Source organism: Streptomyces sp. NPDC002935 (assembly GCF_040611295.1).
GTDB lineage: Bacteria > Actinomycetota > Actinomycetes > Streptomycetales > Streptomycetaceae > Streptomyces.
Genome location: NZ_JBEXNW010000001.1, coordinates 459,802 through 478,889 on the forward strand (window position 1 = coordinate 459,802; position 19,088 = coordinate 478,889).

Below are 19,088 nucleotides of genomic sequence, written 5' to 3' on the forward strand. Positions count from 1 at the left end.
CCCTCACTCGTGAATCACCGCAACCAGGTCGGGTACGCCCTCCACCACCACAGCGGGGGTGGTGGAGGGCCGCGGCCCGGCGCTCTCACCCCCGCCGAGTGCCCTCACCCCGCCCGAGCAGGCCGTCCATCGCCCGCCCGAACATCCACCGGGCCGACCATCCCAGCGGTCGGTCGGCGATTCCGGGCAGCCCGCGCACGCTCAGATCCTCCCGCCAGATCACCCGTGAACCGCCGCCGCCCGCCGGGTGCACCTCGAACTCGGCCCAGCCCGTGACGAACGTGCCGCGCTTGACCAGCCTGCACGTTCCCGGGCCCCCGTCGTGCGGTGGCCGCCACGCGGCGACCTCCATCGGATCGTCGAACGCGAGGAGTCCGAGCCCCGACCGCGCCACGAAGACCGTGCCCTCCCGCGTCGGCGGCGGCGTGCGCACGCTGACCCGGGTCAGCGGGACGACGTCCGCGTGCCGGGGCCAGTCGGTCAGTCGCCGCCAGCTCTCGGCGACGGAGTGCCGGGACACGCGTTCCAGGACGAAGAGGACCACGGCAGGATCGTAGGCGCTCGAAGGCCGCCGAACGGAAGGTGAACTCTCCCGCAACCGGATGAAATCGGGCGCCCCCGCCCTACCCTTCTTCTCAGGGGGCGAGCAACGTCGCCGCCCCCACGGGGAGTTGGTCACCATGCCGCTGAAGGCGTACGGGGTACTGATCACGCGAGCTGTCGACACCCACCGGGAGGGCTCCGTCGACACACCGCACTACCAGATCCATCTGACGGACGACCGGGGCACGCACTACCGCGTGGCGGTCAACGTGAAGTCGCAGGAGCGGCCGTCCGAGCTGCTCTATCTGGTCGACGACGACTTCCGGCATCCGGTCACCGCGCACCTGGAAGGTCTGGCCCCGGGCTGGAACACCCTGCCGTCGGGACCCGGCGGACCGAACCTCGACCTCGTCCGGGGGAACCTCTTCGATCCGGCGCGGCTGCGCACGCTTCCACCGGACGTGGACGGGCCCGACAACGACCTGGCCGACCTGCTCGACCACTACGTACGCCGTGCCGTCGCCGACCAGGAGGCGGTGCTGTACGTGTTCGGCGAACGCTGGGGCCCCGAACCCGCCGTCCGGGACAAGGTCTTCGGCTTCCTGCCCGGCAACGGCGTGCACGACATCCACATGAACCAGGGCAACAGCGGACGCTTCCAGGGCGACGACGGGGTCTGGCAGGACGGCGGGCTGCTGATCCACTTCCCGGCGCAGTCGCGCTGGGTCGGCGTCTTCCTCGCCTTCCAGAGCCAGTCCTGGCACACCGACGACATCACGGGGCACACCATCGTCCCGGGCGACGGCGGTGGCGACGGCGGAGGTGGCGGTACCCGCCCCGAACCGGGAGGTGAGCCGGTCCGCATCGTCGCGGCCCTGGTCAACCCCAGGGGCCCGTCGCCCGAGTCCGAGAACGTCACCCTCATCAACGCCTCGCCCGACCCGGTCGACCTCACCGGCTGGCACATCGCCGACCGGCTCGACCACCGGTGCCCGGTACCGGAGGGACAACTCGCCGCAGGCTCAAGCCTGTCGGTCCCGCTGACCGGCGGCGTCCAGCTGGGCAACGGCGGCGGCCGGATCACCCTGCTGCGTGCCGACGGACTGAAGGTGCACGGCGTCTCCTACACCGCCCAGCAGGCCGGGCGCGAAGGCTGGACGGTCGTGTTCTGAGCCACGTCGGCCGTGATCCCGGCCGGGTCGCCGACGAGCAGGTCGCAGCTGTCGAACTGTCGAGCTGTCGCAGCCGTCTCGTCCGACGCTGCCCGGGACACGGCCGCTCCGCCCGTCCCACGTGGTCGAGGCGTCCGGCCACGACCCCCCACTCAGGGGCAACACCAGCTCAGGGCAAGGGTGTTGAGCGCCCGCTCCCTGCTCGCCCCGTTCCGGAGGCCACCAGGTTACGATGCGGCCGATCGTGATCCACCGCTTGCCCGAAACGCCGCACCTCGACTGGTGACCCACCCGTGACAGGAGCCCACGTGCCGGACCAGCCCTTCGTCATCGACCCCACAGGCGCCGACATCCACGGGGAGGCCGAGCGGTTACGCGGCCTCCACCGCACCCCGCGGGACACGGGAGACGCCCCCGCCGCCGCCCTCGTCGAACTCCCGGGCGGGATACCGGCCTGGTTCCCGACCCGGTACGAGACGCTCAAGCAGCTCCTCGCCGACGACCGGGTCTCCAAGGACCCCAACCAGCACTGGCCCGCCTGGATCGACGGCTCGTACCGCGAGAGCTGGGTCGGCCTCTGGGTCGGCGTCACCAACATGTTCACCGCGTACGGCGCCAACCACCGCAGGCTGCGCAAGCTCGTCTCCCCCGCGTTCACGAAGCGGCGCACGGACGCGCTGGGGCCGCGCATCGAGGAGATCGCCGCCGACCTCCTCGACCGCATGGCCGAGGCACCCGGCGACCGGGCCGACCTCCGGTCCGCCTACGCGCACCCGCTCCCGATGCGGGTGATCTGCGAACTGTTCGGCCTGCCGGAGGACGGGCGGGCCGACATCGCGCGTCTCATCGAGGCGAACATGGACACCACCCTCACCCCCGAGCAGGCCATGGCCACCTATCGGGAGGTACACGAACTGCTCGCACAACTCGTCGAGTCGAAGCGGGAGCGGCCGGGTGACGACATGACGACCGCGCTCATCGCGGCCCGCTACGAGGAAGGATCCCAGCTCACCGAGGCCGAGTTGATCGACACGCTCCTCCTCGTGATCGGCGCGGGCCACGAGACGACCGTGAACCTCATCGGCAACGCCGTGCACGCCCTGCTCGCCCACCCCGACCAGCTGGCCCGCGTGCTGGCCCAGGAGATCCCCTGGAGCGAGGTCATCGAGGAGACCCTGCGCTGGGCCCCCTCGATCGCCAACCTCCCGCTGCGCTATGCCGTCGAGGACATCAAGCTTCCCGACGGCACCCTGATCCCGAAGGGTGACGCGATTCTGGCGACCTATGCGGCGGCCGGCCGTGACCCGTTGCGGCACGGCGACAGCGCGGGCCGGTTCGACATCACCCGCGTCGACAAGGAGCACCTCGCCTTCGGCCATGGCGTCCACTACTGCATCGGCGCCCCGCTGGCCCGGCTGGAGGCCTCGATCGCCCTCCCGGCACTCTTCGAGCGCTTTCCCACCCTGAGCGCGGACACGTCGCAGGGCCCGGCGCTCCTGGCCGAGTCGTTCATCGGCCACGGCTATCGGACCCTGCCCGTGCGCTGGGGCTGATCACCCGTCAGGGCGGCGGGCAGGGGTGGTGACCGGGATCCGACCTCGCGGGCCGACCGGCCGAGTCCCAGGTGATGAACCGTCAGGGGCGGTACACCGTACCGGGCTCGGCCTTCCCCGGCGCCAGCAGTTGCGGCACCGTCACGAACACATACCCGCGTTCCTTCAGCGCGTCGATGATCCCGGGTACCGCGGGCACGGTGCCCGGGTAGAGGTCGTGCAGCAGGATGATCCCGTCCCGGGACGACTGCTGCAGGACGCGCTCGCGTATCAGCCCGGAATCGCTCGTCTGGTAGTCCTTGGCGGTCACGCTCCACAGGATCTCCGCCAGCCCCTGCTCGCGCGCGATCTTGTGCACGGTGTCGTTCGTCCGCCCCTGCGGCGGCCGCATCAGCGTCGGCTTGCGCCCGGTGAGCCGCTCTATCTCCTCGTCCGGACGGCGCAGTTCCTCGCGTATCTCCGTCGGCGGGATCCGCGTGAGGATCTTGTGGTCCCAGGTGTGGCTGGCCACCTCGTGGCCCTCGTCGGCCATGCGCCGCACCAGCTCCGGGTACTTCTCGATGTGCCGTTTGCCGAGCAGGAAGAAGGTCGCGGGGACCTTCTTCTCCTTGAGGATGTCCAGCAGCCGGGCCGAGTGCTCGCTCGGCCCGGCGTCGAAGGTCAGCGCGATGCACTTGGCTCTTCGGCAGTCCACTGTCCCGAACCCGGCCTGTCCGGCGGCTCCCGCATGCGCCCTCGCGGCGCTCGGTGCGGTGGTGTTGAGGGTCGTGCACCCCGTCAGCGGCAGGGCCAGCGCGACGGCGGCGGAGATCGCGGCCGCCGCACGGAACCCGGTGGCCGGTCTTTTCATCTTCCTGGTCAGAGAAGGCATGCCGCGACTATACATAGCGTGTATACGCTCGATGTATAGCGCTCTGTGCTGGGCGAATGTCCTGATCCGAGCTCCGTAGGTGCCGTGCGGACCTGATGCCGGCCGGCCGACGGAGCGGGTTCCGCACCGCTCCGTCGGCCGCCCGGCAGCTGCCTTCCCCCGGCGCTCCTATTCCGTGTAGAACGTGGCGTCCGCCTTGGCTGCCGTCGTGTCGGCGGGTTGTGCATAGAGCAGGTAGTCGTAGTGACGGACGTACCGGCCCGGGTAGTTGTACGACTCGAAGGAGACGGCCGAGGTGGTGTCGGCGAGGCCGGCCCGTCGGTAGAAGCTGGCGTCGCTCCGGAAGGCGGCGGTGCCGTCGTCCTTCTCGCCCCAGACCTCGAAGTTCTTGTGACGGAGGTAGTAGCCGGGGTAGTTCGCTGACTCGAGCGAGACGGTGCCGGTGCCCGCGAGGCCGGTCACGACACGGAACTGCGAGTCCGCGAGGTTGGCGACGTTCGCCTCGATCATGGCGCGGAACTCCCAGTGACGGATGTAGCGGTCGGGGAAGTTGTACGAGGAGAGGCGGACCGGGGAGACGCCGTCGGCGACCGGGATGCCGAAAGCGGGGGTGCCGTCGGCGTTCCAGTAGATCTTCTGCAGACGGGTGCGGCGGTTGGGGTCGTTGAGCGGGTCGCCGCTGATGTCCTTGTAGGCGCGGTCGTGGTAGACGAGGATGTCCGACTTGCCGTCCTCGGAGACGGTGAACGAGTTGTGGCCGGGCCCGTACTGCGAGGTCGCGGCACTGCTCCGGAACACCGGCTGCGAACCCTTCGACCAGGAACCGGCGTTGAGCAGGTCGGCGGAGGCGGACGCGGTCAGCATGCCCAGGCAGTAGTTGGCGTCGGTGGCGCTGGCCGAATAGGTCAGGAACACCTTGCCGCCGTGCTGGATGACCGCGGGACCCTCGTTGACCTTGTATCCGACGGTCTCCCAGGACAACGTGGGCTGTGAGATCTCCACCGGAGTGCCGCTGACGGTCCAGGGGTTGGCCAACTTGGCGATGAACAGGCTGGTGTTGTTGTCCTCGGCCAGGTTGCGCTGCGCCCACGCGAGATAGCGGACTCCGCCCACGACAAAGGTGGTCGCGTCCAGGGAGAAGGAGGAGACCGGGGTGGCGATCTGCCCCTTCTCCGTCCAGCTGCCGGTCAGCGGGTTCGCGGCGGAGCTCTCCAGGACGTACATCCGGATCGCCCACACGTCGCTGGTCGACCCGGCCGCGAAGTAGACGTACCACTTGCCGTCGATGAAGTGGATCTCCGGCGCCCAGATGTGCGCGCCCATCACGCCGCTCGCGTGCTTGGTCCAGATGGTCGTCTCCGGAGCGGTGGCGAGCCCTTGAAGCGTGGTGGCCCGGCGCAGCACGATCTTGTCGTACGTCGGGACCGTCGCGGTGAAGTAGTAGTAGCCGTCGGTGTGTTTGAAGATGTGCGGGTCGGCGCGTTGTTCGGCGACCGGGTTGGTGAAGGTCACCGCGGGGGAGGCCGGGGCGGCCGCGTGGGCGGGCGTGCCGGTGAACAGCAGGGCCAGTGTGGCGAGGACCGCGGTCAGCAGGCGGCCGATGAGACGTCGCATGGTCGTGGGTCTCCCGGTGTCAGACGGTGGGCTTGAGCTGCCACTGCTGGCAGGTGTTGTTCAGCCAGGTCCACTGGCGTACGTCGATACCGTCGCCGGTACCGCAGTCGGCCACGTCGGCGACCTTGCCGCTGCTCGCGTTCACGATCCGCACGAAGCCGCTTCCGGTGTAAATGAGCCTGAAACGCTGGCAGTTGTTGTTGAGCCAGCTCCACTGGCGCAGGTCCGCGCCGTCGGCGGTGGAGCAGCCGGCGGTGTCCAGGACCTTGCCGGTGGCGGCGTTCACCAGGCGGCTGGTGTCGTCGCCCTGGTCCTCGATGCGCCACTTCTGGTTGGCGCCGCCGGTGCAGGTCCACTGGAAGACGTTGGTGCCGTCCGCGGTGCCCGAGCCCTCCACGTCGAGGCACTTGCCGCTGTTGCGGTTCACCACGGTGTACGCCGTCGGGGTCGTCGCCGTCTCCCCGGAGGGGCCCGCGAGCGTGGTGCCGGTCGCGACCGGGGTGCCGAACGCGGGCGTCCCGTCCGCGTTCCAGGTGAACTTCTGCGCCCGGGTCGTACGCCCGTTGCCGCAGCCCCCGCTCGCGGAGCTGTTGGCGTGGTAGACGATCCAGTTCTCGGTGCCGTCGGGCGAGGTGAAGAACCCGTTGTGGCCGGGACCGTAGACCCCGGCGGCGTCGTTGCGCTCGAAGACCGGGGTCTGCTTCTTGGTCCAGGAGGCGGCGTTGAGCGGGTCGGTGCCGGTCAGTTCGAGCCGGCCCAGCTTGTAGTCGGCGGTCTGGCAGTAGCTGGCGGAGTAGGTGAGGAAGGTCCGGCCGCCGTGGTAGAGCGGCTCGGGGCCCTCGTTGACGGGGGCGCCGGAGGTCTCCCAGCTCAGCGTGGGGCTGGAGATGACGGTGAAGACCGAACTGCTCAGTGTGTACGGGTTGCTCATCGGCGCGATGACCAGGCTCTGTTTGCTGCCGCCGACCGAGCCGCTGCCCACCAGGTACAGCTTGCCGCCGTACTGGAGGACGCCGGCGTCGATCAGCCAGCCGCCGGGGTCGAGGTTGGAGCCGGTGAGGGTGTTCTTGTACGTGTACGGGCCCATCGGGTCGGAGCCCGCGCTCTCCAGGACGTGCGTGCGCTGGGTGTCGCAGCAGGCGGCCCCGCTCTGCGCTCCCGAGTAGTACAGGTACCACTTGCCGTCGATGAAGTGGATCTCCGGCGCCCAGAAGTTGGCGTTGCGGCCGGAGGTGGTGTCCGACCAGATCTGCACGCTGGGGGCGGTGGCGAGCCCGGCCAGGGTCGGCGACTTGCGCATCGTCAGCTCGTTGGTGAACGACGTCGTCACCAGGTAGTAGCTGCCGTTGTAGTACTCCAGCCAGGGATCCGCGCCCTTCTGGGACTTGACCGGATTGGTGTACGGCCGACCGTCGGCCGCGGCGGCGGGCTGGGTGAGGAACGAGGCGAGCAGCGCCAACAGCGCTGCTCCCAGGGCGAACCAGTGGCGGGTGCGGAACACGGTGAGTCCCCTTTGACGGCCGAAGATGTTCGAAATCCCGTACGCTGTGCGGAGGTTCGACCAGAAGATAAGTTTCCGGCAGGGGCACGTCAACGCTTCCGGCGCGTTTCGGTGCGGCTGTGGCGCCGCCCGCCGTGTGAAGCACTATGGGCGGGTGGAAAAAGTGCGCCTCCTGGTCGTGGACGACGACCCTCCGATAGCCGATCTCGTCGCGACCGTCGCCCGCTACGAGGGCTGGGAGGCCGTCACGGCCAACTCCGGCGAGGAGGCGCTGCGCCGGGCCGCCGCGTTCCGCCCCGACATCGTGGTGCTCGACCTGATGCTGCCCGGCCTGGACGGATTCGCCGTCCTCGACCGGCTGCGGCGGTCCGGCACGATGGTGCCCGTCGTCTTCCTCACCGCCCGCGACGGAGTGGCCGACCGGGTCGCGGGCCTCACCCGGGGCGGTGACGACTATCTGGTCAAACCGTTCGCCGTGGAGGAGCTCATGGCGCGGCTGCGCACCGTGCTGCGCCGCAGCGCGGGACCCGGCCTCCAGCGCTCCGTGCTCAAGGTCGCCGACCTGACGATGGACGAGGACACCCACGAGGTGCGGCGCGCCGACCGGCTGCTCACACTCACCCCCACCGAGTACGAGGTGCTGCGCTACCTGATGCGCAAGTCACCCACGGTCCTCACCAAGGCCCAGATCCTCGACCACGTCTGGGAGTACGGCTTCGGCGGCCGCTCGAACGTCGTCGAACTGGTCGTCAGCCGGCTGCGCCGCAAGCTCGACGCCACCGACGAGAGCGACGACAGCACGACACCGCTCATCCACACCGTGCGCGGCGTCGGATACGTGGTGCGGCAGGTCGCCGCGTGACGAGCGCGGAGACACCGGCTCCGCCCGGCCGTCGGCGGGCCGTCCGGGAGGCGTATCGCCGGACGCGACTGGGCACCCGGCTCGCCCTCGGGATGGGCGCGCTGTCCCTCGTCGTGTTCGCCGTCGTGGGCACGGCGCTGACTACGTACATGAGGGACTATCTCGACCGCCGGCTCGGTGAGCAGATGAAGCTCGTCCAGATCGCCCAGTCCAAGGACGCGGGCTCGCACGGCACCGTCCAGCAGCGGCCGTACTACGGCTGGTTCACCGCCGTGTACGACGTCAGGGGCGGCCGGGCCGTGCTCCGCGAACCCGCCGACGTGCCCGCGGACACCGTCGAACTCACCGCCGCCGCCCAGGCGCTGCCGCCCGACGGCTCCGCGCACAGCCTGCGCGACGCCCGGATCGACGGAGAAGGCGCCTACAAGCTGCGCGCCTGCGAGGTCGAACCCGGAGTGGTGCTGGTCACCGCCGCGCCCCTGGCCGACCTCCAGGGCACTGTACGGCAGCTCGTCACCGTCCAGGTCGTGGCGTTCGCCCTCGCCCTGCTGGCACTCGTCGTGGCCGGCCGCGCGGTGCTGCGGCGCGGCCTCGGACCCATCAGCGACATGGCGCACACCGCCCGGGGCATCACCTCGCACAACCTGACCGGCTCCGCCCGGCTCCCGGTGCGCGCCGGCGGCGGGAAGGGCGGCCCCGAGGTCGAGGAACTGCGCACCGCGTTCAACACCATGCTGGAACACATCGACTACTCCCTCGCCGTGCGCACCGAGGCCGAACAGCGGCTGCGCCGTTTCGTCGCCGACGCCTCGCACGAACTGCGCACCCCGCTGATGTCGGTACGGGGCTACGCGGACCTCTTCCAGTACGCCGCCGCCAACGAGCCCGCCGAACGTGAGAAGCACCTGGCCCGGCTGCGCGCCGAGGCGGCCCGGATGGGCGTTCTCCTCGACGACCTGCTGCTGCTCGCCCGCCTCGACGCCGCCGAGGTCGAGACCCCGCTCCGCCTGGAGGACGCCGACCTCGCCACGCTGACCCGCGACGCCGCGGACGCCTTCCGCGCGGGCCATCCCGGCCACGCCCTGTCGGCGACGGTCGACCCCGGACCCGTACGGCTGCGCATGGACCCGCTGCGCATCCGTCAGGTCCTGGACAACCTGCTCACCAACGCGGCGGTGCACACCCCGCCCGGCACCGCCGTGAGCGTGGAACTGTCCGTCTCCACCGACGCGGCGGTCGTCCGCGTCCGCGACTCCGGCGCCGGTATCCCGGCCGCCGAGCGGGAACGCGTCTTCGACCGCTTCTACCGTGTCGACAAGGCACGCGGCCGCGACCGCGGCGGCAGCGGTCTGGGGCTCGCGGTCGCCCGCTCCCTGGTCCTCGCCCACGGCGGCACCGTCGACCTGTCCAGCAGCCCCGGCCGCACGGTCTTCACCATCAGCCTCCCGCGCGCCGGGCACGGCGCCGTCCCTCCCCCGGGGGACGGCGTGGTCGCTCCGCGAGGGGAAGATCCCGAACGGCTCCAGCGGCCCTAGTCAGCCGTGCGCACTGTTCGGCGGCGCCATACGGCACCCCTGGTTCACGGCCTGTCGGTTCGTGGTGCCGGTTTCGCCCTGTGGCCGCGTCGTACGCCGGCCGTGCGGCCCACCAGCATCGCCAGCGCGAGCAGCCGGCGCCAGTCCAGGGTGGGATGGACCGTGGGGGTACCCGGCCGCTCCTTCGGGACGATGACGCGGAGGACGCCCGGTTCGATACGGCAGCGCACCGGGGTGGGCAGGACCATGGCCTCGCCGTCGATGCCGACCTCCAGCTCGTCGCTGTCCGCGCCGACGACCACGTCGCGCGCGGTGAGGACCGAGAGCCCCTGCGGGTCCGGGGAGAGCAGCAGGGCGGCGGCCTCGACCGCGCTGTCCACCTTGACGCCGAGGATGCCGAGCAGTCCGGCGTCGAGCCGCTCGCGGCGGCCCAGACCGGCCGGATCGTTCGTGCGGTAGGGGTTGTTGCTCACCAGCAGCGCCTGCGGGGCGTCGAGCGTCGTGCCGGCGGCCCGGGCGGTCAGCCGCGGTCCGCGCTGGCGGGTCAGCAGGTCCGGAAGGAGCTCCATGATGGTGCCGATCTTGTCGTCCCGGTAGGCGGGATCCTGGACGACGGCCGCGTACGCGCCGAACGAGGCGTTGTTGACGAAGGGGTGCTCCCCGGCGAAGCCGAGGTCCACCCGGAGTTCGACCCCGTTCGTCAGGGCGTCGAGACAGGTGGCGGGGTCGTCGCGGTCGAGGCCGAGGTCCATGGCGAAGTGGTTGCGGGTGCCGGCCGAGACGACGAGGAACGGCAGCCCGTGCTCGGCGGCGACGGCCGCGACGAGCGCCTGCGTCCCGTCGCCGCCCGCGACGCCCAGCAGATCCGCCCCGCCCGCGACCGCTTCCCGGGCCAGCTCGGTCACGTCCTGATGGTGCTCCGGGTCGAGGAGCACGACCCGCGCGCCGAGCCGCTCGGCCTTCTCCACGAGCCCGAACCGCGCCACCTTGCCCCCGCCGGACCGGGGATTCATGAGGACGAAGGGACGTCGCGGCGGTGCGGTGCGGTGCTCCTTCATCGGCCGGACACGGTCGCGGGCGCTCCGCAGCGCGTAACGGCCGCTCCACACCGCGAGGATCCACAGCACGGGGGAGAGCAGCAGGGTCCACAGCAGGGTGACCGCGAGGACCACGATGACGGCGATGGGTACGACGACCGCCAGCAGCCCGGCGATCCAGCGCAGCAGACCTCGCCGGGTCAGCATCCACCACAGCGCGGCCGCCGAGACGGCCATGCCCGCGAGCGCGGCGAGGAGCAGCAGGAATCCGCGTACGCCTCCGAAGACGAGCGGCAGCGCCACGGCGAGCACCGCCGCGGCCAGCGAGGCTCTCGCCGCCCACCGTTCGCGGGCCGGGGGCACCGTGTCCGTGCTCATCGTTCCTCCACTGGTCGGTCCCTCGCGTGCCGCGGTCGCCGTACGAGAGGCACCGCTGTGCCGGTCACGCGAACCAGGTGCCCGTGGGGTGGACGCCCATGCCCGACGCGCTGGGACGGCCCGTACGGGGCCACGCTGCCACGAGCCGGGCTCCGGCACCACGAGGCGGCCCGTCACCGGTCCCGTTTCCTGGCCCGTTTCCCGCCCCGTCCGGGCCGGACGTCAGCCGACGGCGGGGTCCGCGCGCTTCGCCGACGGGCCGGGGCGGGTGCGGGCCTGCGGCGGAATCAGCTCGCCGTGCCCGGCGCCGCAGACGACCACCGTGCGCACCTGCTCGCCGCAGTCGGCGTGCACGACCTCCAGGGGAGGACCTTCGGGATCCGCCGTGTAGCGGTCGCCCCACTGCTTGAGGGCGATCATGACGGGCCACAGCTCCCAGCCCTTGCGGGTGAGCCGGTACGCGTACCGGGTGCGGCTGCCGGGCTCGCTGTAGGGAACGGTCTCCAGGATCCCGGCCGCGACCAGCTTCCGCAGCCGGTCGGCCAGCACGCTCTCGGACAGCCCCACGTGCCGCCGGAAGTCGTCGAAGCGCCGTACGCCGTTCATGGCGTCCCGCAGGACCAGCATCGACCATTTCTCGCCGATCAGGTCGAGCGTCCGCTGGACCGTGCAGTTCTCGGTACTGGTGTCGAGCCACGTCATGCTCCCCATCGTAGGCTGACTGTGACATTGACAGCCAGGTGCCTAACTAGCTAGCTTCGAAAAATAAAGTCAGCTGTCGAGGGAACGGTGAACGTCATGGGCAGGTCTCGCACGTACGACTGGGAGGACCCGACCGTCTCCGCCGCCGCCGTCGGTCGGTACAGCGGCCTCGACTTCCTCCGCGAGGTGCAGGCCGGACGGCTCCCCGCGCCGCCGATCTCGGCGACCCTCGGCATCACCCTCGAAGAGGTCGAGCACGGACGCGTGGTCTTCGCCCTGGTCCCGGGGGAGGAGCACTACAACCCCATCGGAAGCGTCCACGGAGGCATCTTCGCCACCCTGCTCGACTCCGCGGCGGGCTGCGCGGTGCAGTCCGTGCTGCCCCAGGGCACCGGATACACATCGCTCGACCTGACAGTGAAGTTCCTGCGGCCGGTCACCGTGGACACCGGCAAGGTCCGCGCGGTCGGCACCGTCCTCAACAGCGGCCGCCGTACGGCCCTCGCCCAGGCCGAGCTCTTCGACGGCGCCGACCGGCTGCTCGCCCACACCACCAGCAGTTGCCTGCTGTTCCCCGTCTGAGAAGGCGCGGGGCGGCGGATTCCGCCGGGCCGACCGGCGACCACGGGGATACCGTGGCCGTGTATGAGAGCGAGCCTGCCCCTGAATGCCGTACCGCGCCTGACGTGCGCGGTGGTCCTCGGCGCCCTGGTCGGCGTGGCCGTCGGACTGTCGACCGATGTCGACCTGGGCCTGCTGGCCGGGATCGCCGCCACGGAACTGTCCTTCGTCCTGGCGGGCTGGGTGGTGCTGTGGCCGATGACCGCCACGGCCACCCGCCACAACGCACGGCGCGAGGACTTCCGGCCGATGACCGACGAACTCGTGGTGGTCGTGGTCGCCCTGTGCGGGATGTTCGCCATCGTGCTGCTGCTCGTGCGCGGCCAGGCCGACAACGGCCAGGCCGCGGCCGTGACCGCCCTGTGCGGGGTGTTCACGGCCTGGGCCGCACTGCATCTCATGTACGCCACCCGCTACGCCTACTTGTACTACGAGGCCGGCGGCGGCATCGACTTCAACTCGGACAACCCACCGGCGTACCGCGACTTCTTCTACTTCAGTTACAACCTCGGAATGACCTATCAGGTGTCCGACACCGACGTCTCGAGCTCGAAGATCCGCTCGATCGTGCTGCGCCACAGCCTCCTGTCGTACGTCTTCGGCACCAGCATTCTCGCCACGGCCATCAACGTCGTCGTGGGAATCGTGAGCCGCTGACGGCACCTGCGGCACGGTCGGTTCCCGTGCGGTTTCCCCCGGGAGGAAGCAGGATGGGAGGAGGAACCGACCGGTCCGCACCCGACGGACACCTACGCGTCTCTTGAAGGGGCCGACTCTTGGCCGAGCCACAGGCTGTGATCTCCCGACCGGCCAGGGCCACCGTGTTCCTCGTGGTCACCGTCACGCCGGGGCACGAGGACACGGTCCGCGGCCTGCTGGAGGATGTCTCCGGACTGCGCCGTTCCGTCGCCTTCCGGGCACCCGGCGACGAGCTCGGCTGCGTCGTCGGCATCGGATCGGCGGTCTGGGACCGCCTGTTCAGCGGACCTCGCCCCCAAGAACTGCACCCGTTCGTGGAGTTGGCGGGAGAGCGCCACCAGGCACCGTCCACGCCGGGAGATCTTTTGTTCCACCTCCGGGCCCGCCGGGCGGACCTCTGCTTCGAGCTGGCCCGGCTGATCGTGGAACGACTGGACGGCGCGGTCACCGTGGTCGACGAAGTCCATGGGTTCAAGTACTTCGACGAGCGCGACCTGCTCGGTTTCGTGGACGGCAGCGAGAACCCCGAAGGGCGGCCGGCCGCCGACGCCGTGATCGTCGGCGACGAGGACCCCGCCTTCGAGGGCGGCAGCTACGTGATCGTCCAGAAGTACCTGCACGACCTGCGGGCGTGGAACGCGCTGCCGTCCAGCGAGCAGGAGAAGGTCATCGGGCGCACGAAGCTCGCCAACGTCGAACTCCCCGACGACGTCAAGCCGGCCGACTCTCATGTCGCGCTCAACACCATCACCGACGAGGACGGCAACGAACGCAAGATCGTGCGGGAGAACATGCCGTTCGGCACCCTGGGAGAGGGCGAGTTCGGCACCTACTTCATCGGCTACGCCCGCACCCCCGCGGTGACCGAGCAGATGCTGCGGAACATGTTCCTCGGAGACGGCGGGGCTCCGCACGACCGCATCCTCGACTTCTCGACCGCGATCACCGGATGCCTCTTCCACGTGCCGACCGTCGACTTCCTCGACGACCTTCCCGCCCCTGCGGACGAGCGGGCGGCGGACGAGCGGGCGCCGGGCGGGCAGCCGACGGACCGCCCCTCCGCTTCCGGCGGGCAGGCGGCGACGGACGGCTCACTGGGGATCGGCAGCCTCAAAGGAGTCTGACCATGACCACGCTCGACGCCACCGTCACCGGCACCGGCAACCTGCACCGCGAACTGGCCCCCATCACGCCCGCGGCCTGGACCGAGATCGAGGACGAGGCGCGCCGCACCTTCCGGCGCAACCTCGCCGGCCGGCGGGTCGTGGACGTCTCGGGCCCCGACGGCGCCGGACTCGCGGCCGTCGGGACGGGCCACCTGTCCGGCATCGACGGGCCGTCACCCGGTGTCGCGGCCCGGCTGCGCCAGGTACAGCCCCTGGTCGAGCTGACGGTGCCGTTCAGGGTGAGCCGCGCCGCCGTCGACGACGTCGACCGGGGCGCCAAGGACTCCGACTGGCAGCCGGTCAAGGACGCCGCGCGCACCATGGCGTTCGCCGAGGACCAGACCGTCTTCAACGGGTACGCGGCGGCCCACATCGACGGCCTTCGCGCGCGCACCTCCAACCCGCTGCTCCGGCTGCCCGCGGAGCCGCGCGATTTCCCGGACGCCGTCAGTCATGCCCTGAGCACCCTCCGCCTGGCGGGCGTGCAGGGCCCGTACGCGCTGCTGCTGGGCGCGGAGGCGTACACGGCGGTCAGCGAGACCTCCGACCACGGCTATCCGATCGCCGCCCATCTCGGCCGGATGCTCGACGGCCGGCTGATCTGGGCGCCCGCCATGGAGGGAGCCTTCCTGCTCACCACCCGTGGCGGTGACTACGAACTGCGGCTCGGTGAGGATCTCGCCATCGGCTACACGGCCCACGACACGCTCGGCATCGACCTGTACTTCCGCCAGACCCTGACGTTCCTCGTTCACACGGACGAGGCCGTGGTGGCACTCGACCCGTGGACCGACGCGAGCACGGACACGGCATGACCGCGCCAGGCGCGGGGCCACCCCTCTCACCGTGCCGGGGCCGGTTTCCGGTGTCCGCCAACGCGCCTTTCCCCTCGGCGAGTTCCGCCTTCTCCCGGGAAACACCGCAGGTCATGGCCCTCACACCGCAGAGGTCCGCTCCGGTTGCGGAGCAATAGGCGCCGCGAAATGGTGGAAAGGACTCATCGCCGCACCGGGAGCTGCCCATGTCGATGTCGTCCTACGGTTTCGGCTCGTCCGATCCCTTCGGTGAATTGCTGAACCGCTTCTTCGGAATGTCGCCCGCGTCATCGCCCCCGGCGGTACAGCGGGTGCCCATCGGACGACTGCTGACAGAGTCCTCGCAGGAACTTCTCAACCTGGCCGTGCAGCGGACCCTGCAGGACGGGTCGTCCGATCTCGACACGGAGCACCTGCTGTGGGCCGCCACCAAAGTGGAACCCGCGCGCTCGCTGCTGGTCCGCGCGGAGGTCGATCCCGACGCCCTCGCGGCCCAGCTCGCCGAGGTGCTCCCCCGGGAGACCAGCGAACCGTCCTCGGAACCGGGCCTCACCCCGGCGGCCAAGCGCACCCTCGCCAGCGCGTACGCCCGCTCACAGGCGGCCGGAGTGTCCTACATCGGCCCCGAACACATTCTCGGCGCCCTGCTGGGCGACGCCGACGCCGGCGCCGCCCAGCTGCTGCGCGCCGACGGGCAGGACGCGCAGAAACTGGCGGGCCTCACGGAACGGACGGCCCGCCCGGACAGCCGCCCCGCCGAGCCCGACAAGCCCGCCACGACCCTGGACGAGTTCGGACGGGACCTGACGGAAGAGGCGAAGGCCGGACGGCTCGACCCGGTGGTCGGACGGGCCGAGCAGATCGAGCAGACCATCGAGATCCTCTCGCGACGGTCCAAGAACAACCCCGTGCTCATCGGTGAGCCCGGCGTCGGCAAGACCGCGATCGTCGAGGGCCTCGCGCAGCGCATCGTGTCCGGCGATGTTCCCGACACCCTGAAGGGCAAGCGCGTCGTCTCGCTCGATCTGTCGGGCATGGTGGCGGGTGCCCAGTACCGCGGGCAGTTCGAGGAACGGCTGAAGAAGGTCATCGAGGACGTCCAGGCGTCGGAGGGGCAGATCATTCTCTTCATCGACGAACTGCACACGGTCGTCGGCGCCGGTGCGACGGGCGAGGGCTCGATGGACGCGGGCAACATGCTCAAACCCGCTCTCGCCCGCGGAGAACTGCACGTGGTGGGCGCGACGACCATCGACGAGTACCGCAAGTACGTGGAGAAGGACGCCGCACTCGAACGGCGCTTCCAGCCGGTGATGGTTCCCGAGCCGACGGTCGAGGAGACCGTACAGATCCTGGAGGGTCTGCGCGACGCGTACGAGGCGCACCACCAGGTCCGTTTCGCCGACGGCGCCCTGACCGCCGCCGCGGAACTGTCCGACCGGTACATCAGCGACCGTTTCCTGCCCGACAAGGCGATCGACGTGATGGACCAGGCGGGCGCGCGGGTGCGGCTGCGCAGCGCCTCGCGCTCGACGGAGGTCGCCGAGCGCGAGGACCGCATCGCGAAACTGCGTCGGGAACGCGATCAGGCCGTCGCCGCCGAGGACTTCGAGAGAGCAGGACAGCTGAAGGGGCGGATCGCCGAGGGGGAGGGCGAGCTCGCGGGGATCGAGGAGCGGCGCGCGGGTGTCGTGTCCGTCACCGCCCGCGACATCGCGGACATCGTCTCCCGGCGCACCGGGATCCCGGTGTCCCAACTCACCGCCAGCGAGAAGGAGAAGCTCCTCAAGCTGGAGGAGGAGATGCACGACCGTATCGTCGGCCAGGACGAGGCGGTCACCGCCGTCTCGCAGGCGGTACGCCGCAACAGGGCCGGCATGGGCGATCCGAACCGCCCCGTGGGTTCCTTCCTCTTCCTCGGCCCCACCGGCGTGGGCAAGACGGAGCTGGCCAAGACCCTCGCGGAGCTGCTGTTCGGCGACGAGAACCGCATGATCCGCTTCGACATGAGCGAGTTCCAGGAGAAGCACACGGTCGCCCGTCTCGTGGGCGCGCCTCCCGGATACGTCGGTTACGAGGAGGCGGGCCAGCTCACCGAGAAGGTCCGCCGGCAGCCGTACAGCGTGGTCCTGTTCGACGAGGTCGAGAAGGCGCACCCCGACGTCTTCAACACGCTGCTCCAGATCCTCGACGACGGACGGCTCACGGACGGCCAGGGCCGTACCGTCGACTTCCGGCACTGCGTCGTGATCATGACGTCCAACATCGGCGCGCATCGCATCCTCGACCACAAGGGGGACGTGTCCGAGCTCAAGGACGCGCTGATGGACGAGTTGCGGACCCGGTTCCTGCCCGAGTTCCTCAACCGCATCGACGACATCATCATCTTCCACAGCCTGACTGAGGACGACCTGGCGCAGATCGTCGATCATCTGCTCGGGCAGAGCGAACGCCGTGTGCACGCCCAGGGCATGAAGCTGGAGGTGACGGAGGCGGCCAAGAAGCTGCTGATCGCCCACGGTCACCAACCCGAGTTCGGCGCGCGCCCGTTGCGGCGCACGATCCAGACGGAACTCGACAACAGCATCGCGGAGCTCCTGCTCGGTGGCGAGGCCGAACCCGGCGACACGATCGTCGCCGAGGGACGGGACGGCTCCGTCCGCTGCACCGTGCGCAAGGGCGCCTCGGGCGACGGCGCGGACGCGGAACGGGGGAGCGGGCAGCCCGCCGACGACACGGAGAACGCGTAGGAAAAGCACGACGAAGGACGGGACGGAGGACTCCTGACACCGAAACGGACCCGGGCGCGCCAACGCCGGGTCATCGTTCGAGGAGGCGCCGCATGACGCACCACAAGTCCAACCGGGATGTCGAAGGGGATCCGGAGCACGCCCACAACAGGGGAATGCCCCTCCGGTCCGACGACGACGAGCTCCACGAGCGGACGGAACGCGAGCGACGGGAAGCAGGTCTGGTGGCCGGTACGACGGAGGACCCCGAAGCCGCGTACAGGAGAGAGCGCGAGGAGATCGATCTCGAGGTGGGCGCCGGTCGGATCCCGACGGGCAAGTTCACCCGGCGGTCCCGGGACCCCTTCCCGCCCTCCCGCTACGAGGGCTGAACTCGTACGAGGGCTGAACTCACGGTGCCGAGGGGCGAGTCCACGGTCGCGGGCGGGCCCTCGGACCCTCGGGGTCGCGGGCGGGCCCCCGGTCCGCCGGGGTTGCGGGCGGGCCCTCGGTCCGCCGAGGATGCGGGCGGGCCCCCGGTCCGCCGAGGTTGCGGGCGCGGCCTCGGTCCTCCGGGTTCGCGGTCCGGTGGGCGCTGTGGCCGGGTCACTCGCCCAGGGAGACGACCACCGCGCTCTCCGGCCCGTCGGGTGCCTCGAAGCTCACGGTGTCTCCCGCCCGGTGGCCGAGGAGAGCGCCTCCGAGCGGGCTGTCGGCCGTGACGAGGGTCCGGTCCAACACCGCGGCGGTCTCGCCGATCTGGACGGTGTCCGTCGTTCCGTCCGAGAACCGGACGGTGACCGTGCTGCCCACGCCGACCTGGTCGGTGCGCGGCGGGCCCGCCACCTTCGCCTGGCTGAGCCGCGTGGTGATCGCGGAGATGCGGTCGTCCAGTCGCCGGAGATCGTCGGCGCGCTGCAACTCGTCCGCCTCGTCGGCGTGGTCGCCCACCTCGGCGTCGGAATCCCGCAGGGTGGCCGCGACCTTTCCACGCTCGGTGCGGAGGTCGGCGAGTTCCTGTTCGAGAGCGTGCCGGGCTGCCTCGCTGATCGGTGCCGGTTCGGTGGGCATGCCTGCTCCTCGGGGGTGCGGAACGGTGCGTCGAATGAAGGTGTTTCCAGCATATCCATGCATTTCGATGCAGAATCGGGCGAATTGATCCGAATCGCGACGCTATGTGATGTGTGGAATCGTGGATCGCCAGAGTCCAGGACGCTTCCCTATGTCCTGCGAGTGAGGAGGTCGCCATGTCCTCGAAGCGACGCCGGAAGAAGAAGAGCCGCCGCAAGC

General features: G+C 70.5%; 17 protein-coding genes. 10 read left to right on the forward strand and 7 right to left on the reverse strand.

Annotated elements, in window-relative coordinates; genetic code table 11:
• Nucleotides 1-85: 85 nt before the first annotated feature.
• Complete coding sequence (locus ABZX90_RS01955) at nt 86-544, reverse strand: SRPBCC family protein (protein ID WP_351126796.1); 459 nt, start codon at nt 542-544, stop codon at nt 86-88.
• A 136-nt stretch (nt 545-680) separates the two neighbouring features.
• Between ABZX90_RS01955 and ABZX90_RS01960 the strand changes: the two genes are divergently transcribed.
• Both ABZX90_RS01960 and ABZX90_RS01965 read left to right on the forward strand, forming a co-directional pair.
• Nucleotides 681-1,715, forward strand: coding sequence for a DUF2278 family protein (locus ABZX90_RS01960; protein ID WP_355200809.1), 1,035 nt, complete (start codon nt 681-683; stop codon nt 1,713-1,715).
• 308 nt (nt 1,716-2,023) lie between these two features.
• Nucleotides 2,024-3,268 (forward strand): cytochrome P450, encoded by a 1,245-nt coding sequence (locus ABZX90_RS01965; RefSeq protein WP_355200811.1) that lies wholly within the window; start codon nt 2,024-2,026, stop codon nt 3,266-3,268.
• Nucleotides 3,269-3,350: 82 nt separating this feature from the next.
• Here ABZX90_RS01965 and ABZX90_RS01970 read toward each other — a convergent pair whose 3' ends face one another.
• From ABZX90_RS01970 to ABZX90_RS01980, 3 genes are all read right to left on the reverse strand, one after another.
• Nucleotides 3,351-4,118 (reverse strand): polysaccharide deacetylase family protein, encoded by a 768-nt coding sequence (locus ABZX90_RS01970; protein ID WP_355200884.1) that lies wholly within the window; start codon nt 4,116-4,118, stop codon nt 3,351-3,353.
• A gap of 189 nt (nt 4,119-4,307) precedes the next feature.
• Nucleotides 4,308-5,753 (reverse strand): family 43 glycosylhydrolase, encoded by a 1,446-nt coding sequence (locus tag ABZX90_RS01975; RefSeq protein ID WP_355200812.1) that lies wholly within the window; start codon nt 5,751-5,753, stop codon nt 4,308-4,310.
• Between the two features lie 19 nt (nt 5,754-5,772).
• Nucleotides 5,773-7,254, reverse strand: coding sequence for a family 43 glycosylhydrolase (locus ABZX90_RS01980; protein WP_351126802.1), 1,482 nt, complete (start codon nt 7,252-7,254; stop codon nt 5,773-5,775).
• Between the two features lie 154 nt (nt 7,255-7,408).
• Here ABZX90_RS01980 and ABZX90_RS01985 point away from each other — a divergent pair, with 154 nt between their 5' ends.
• Nucleotides 7,409-8,116, forward strand: a complete 708-nt coding sequence (locus ABZX90_RS01985; protein WP_351126804.1) for a response regulator transcription factor — start codon at nt 7,409-7,411, stop codon at nt 8,114-8,116.
• Entirely contained in the window at nt 8,113-9,651 is a 1,539-nt protein-coding gene (locus tag ABZX90_RS01990) for a HAMP domain-containing sensor histidine kinase (RefSeq protein ID WP_351126806.1), read from the forward strand. The genes ABZX90_RS01985 and ABZX90_RS01990 overlap by 4 nt, the downstream gene beginning before the upstream one ends.
• A gap of 44 nt (nt 9,652-9,695) precedes the next feature.
• Here the strand turns inward: ABZX90_RS01990 and ABZX90_RS01995 are convergent, their stop codons facing one another.
• Nucleotides 9,696-11,066 carry a diacylglycerol kinase family protein gene (locus ABZX90_RS01995; RefSeq protein WP_351126807.1) on the reverse strand — a complete coding sequence of 457 codons (1,371 nt, stop codon included), beginning with the start codon at nt 11,064-11,066 and terminating at the stop codon, nt 9,696-9,698.
• A 222-nt stretch (nt 11,067-11,288) separates the two neighbouring features.
• Nucleotides 11,289-11,768, reverse strand: a complete 480-nt coding sequence (locus ABZX90_RS02000) for a helix-turn-helix domain-containing protein (RefSeq protein ID WP_355200815.1) — start codon at nt 11,766-11,768, stop codon at nt 11,289-11,291.
• A gap of 96 nt (nt 11,769-11,864) precedes the next feature.
• Between ABZX90_RS02000 and ABZX90_RS02005 the strand changes: the two genes are divergently transcribed.
• The 6 genes from ABZX90_RS02005 (at nt 11,865) to ABZX90_RS02030 (ending at nt 18,190) form a co-directional block, all read left to right on the forward strand.
• Nucleotides 11,865-12,350, forward strand: coding sequence for a PaaI family thioesterase (locus tag ABZX90_RS02005; protein ID WP_351126811.1), 486 nt, complete (start codon nt 11,865-11,867; stop codon nt 12,348-12,350).
• Between the two features lie 63 nt (nt 12,351-12,413).
• Complete coding sequence (locus ABZX90_RS02010) at nt 12,414-13,046, forward strand: DUF1345 domain-containing protein (RefSeq protein ID WP_351126813.1); 633 nt, start codon at nt 12,414-12,416, stop codon at nt 13,044-13,046.
• Between the two features lie 119 nt (nt 13,047-13,165).
• The gene (locus tag ABZX90_RS02015) at nt 13,166-14,212 is read left to right on the forward strand and encodes a Dyp-type peroxidase (RefSeq protein ID WP_351126815.1); all 1,047 of its coding nucleotides are present in this window, start codon (nt 13,166-13,168) and stop codon (nt 14,210-14,212) included.
• A 2-nt stretch (nt 14,213-14,214) separates the two neighbouring features.
• Nucleotides 14,215-15,069 carry a family 1 encapsulin nanocompartment shell protein gene (locus tag ABZX90_RS02020; RefSeq protein WP_351126817.1) on the forward strand — a complete coding sequence of 285 codons (855 nt, stop codon included), beginning with the start codon at nt 14,215-14,217 and terminating at the stop codon, nt 15,067-15,069.
• A gap of 206 nt (nt 15,070-15,275) precedes the next feature.
• Nucleotides 15,276-17,819: an ATP-dependent Clp protease ATP-binding subunit gene (locus tag ABZX90_RS02025; protein WP_355200818.1), complete on the forward strand. Its 2,544-nt coding sequence runs from the start codon at nt 15,276-15,278 to the stop codon at nt 17,817-17,819.
• Between the two features lie 92 nt (nt 17,820-17,911).
• Nucleotides 17,912-18,190 carry a hypothetical protein gene (locus tag ABZX90_RS02030; protein ID WP_351126821.1) on the forward strand — a complete coding sequence of 93 codons (279 nt, stop codon included), beginning with the start codon at nt 17,912-17,914 and terminating at the stop codon, nt 18,188-18,190.
• 214 nt (nt 18,191-18,404) lie between these two features.
• Here ABZX90_RS02030 and ABZX90_RS02035 read toward each other — a convergent pair whose 3' ends face one another.
• Nucleotides 18,405-18,869 carry a GreA/GreB family elongation factor gene (locus ABZX90_RS02035; RefSeq protein ID WP_351126823.1) on the reverse strand — a complete coding sequence of 155 codons (465 nt, stop codon included), beginning with the start codon at nt 18,867-18,869 and terminating at the stop codon, nt 18,405-18,407.
• Between the last annotated feature and the right edge of the window lie 219 nt (nt 18,870-19,088).

Excerpts from the sequence above, each read along its gene's own strand:
- ABZX90_RS01960 (WP_355200809.1), top strand. The coding sequence starts at position 681 with ATGCCGCTGAAGGCGTACGGGGTACTGATCACGCGAGCTGTCGACACC.
- ABZX90_RS01970 (WP_355200884.1), bottom strand. The coding sequence starts at position 4,118 with ATGAAAAGACCGGCCACCGGGTTCCGTGCGGCGGCCGCGATCTCCGCC.
- ABZX90_RS01975 (WP_355200812.1), bottom strand. The coding sequence starts at position 5,753 with ATGCGACGTCTCATCGGCCGCCTGCTGACCGCGGTCCTCGCCACACTG.
- ABZX90_RS01995 (WP_351126807.1), bottom strand. The coding sequence starts at position 11,066 with ATGAGCACGGACACGGTGCCCCCGGCCCGCGAACGGTGGGCGGCGAGA.
- ABZX90_RS02000 (WP_355200815.1), bottom strand. The coding sequence starts at position 11,768 with ATGACGTGGCTCGACACCAGTACCGAGAACTGCACGGTCCAGCGGACG.
- ABZX90_RS02005 (WP_351126811.1), top strand. The coding sequence starts at position 11,865 with ATGGGCAGGTCTCGCACGTACGACTGGGAGGACCCGACCGTCTCCGCC.
- ABZX90_RS02010 (WP_351126813.1), top strand. The coding sequence starts at position 12,414 with ATGAGAGCGAGCCTGCCCCTGAATGCCGTACCGCGCCTGACGTGCGCG.
- ABZX90_RS02020 (WP_351126817.1), top strand. The coding sequence starts at position 14,215 with ATGACCACGCTCGACGCCACCGTCACCGGCACCGGCAACCTGCACCGC.
- ABZX90_RS02025 (WP_355200818.1), top strand. The coding sequence starts at position 15,276 with ATGTCGATGTCGTCCTACGGTTTCGGCTCGTCCGATCCCTTCGGTGAA.
- ABZX90_RS02030 (WP_351126821.1), top strand. The coding sequence starts at position 17,912 with ATGACGCACCACAAGTCCAACCGGGATGTCGAAGGGGATCCGGAGCAC.
- ABZX90_RS02035 (WP_351126823.1), bottom strand. The coding sequence starts at position 18,869 with ATGCCCACCGAACCGGCACCGATCAGCGAGGCAGCCCGGCACGCTCTC.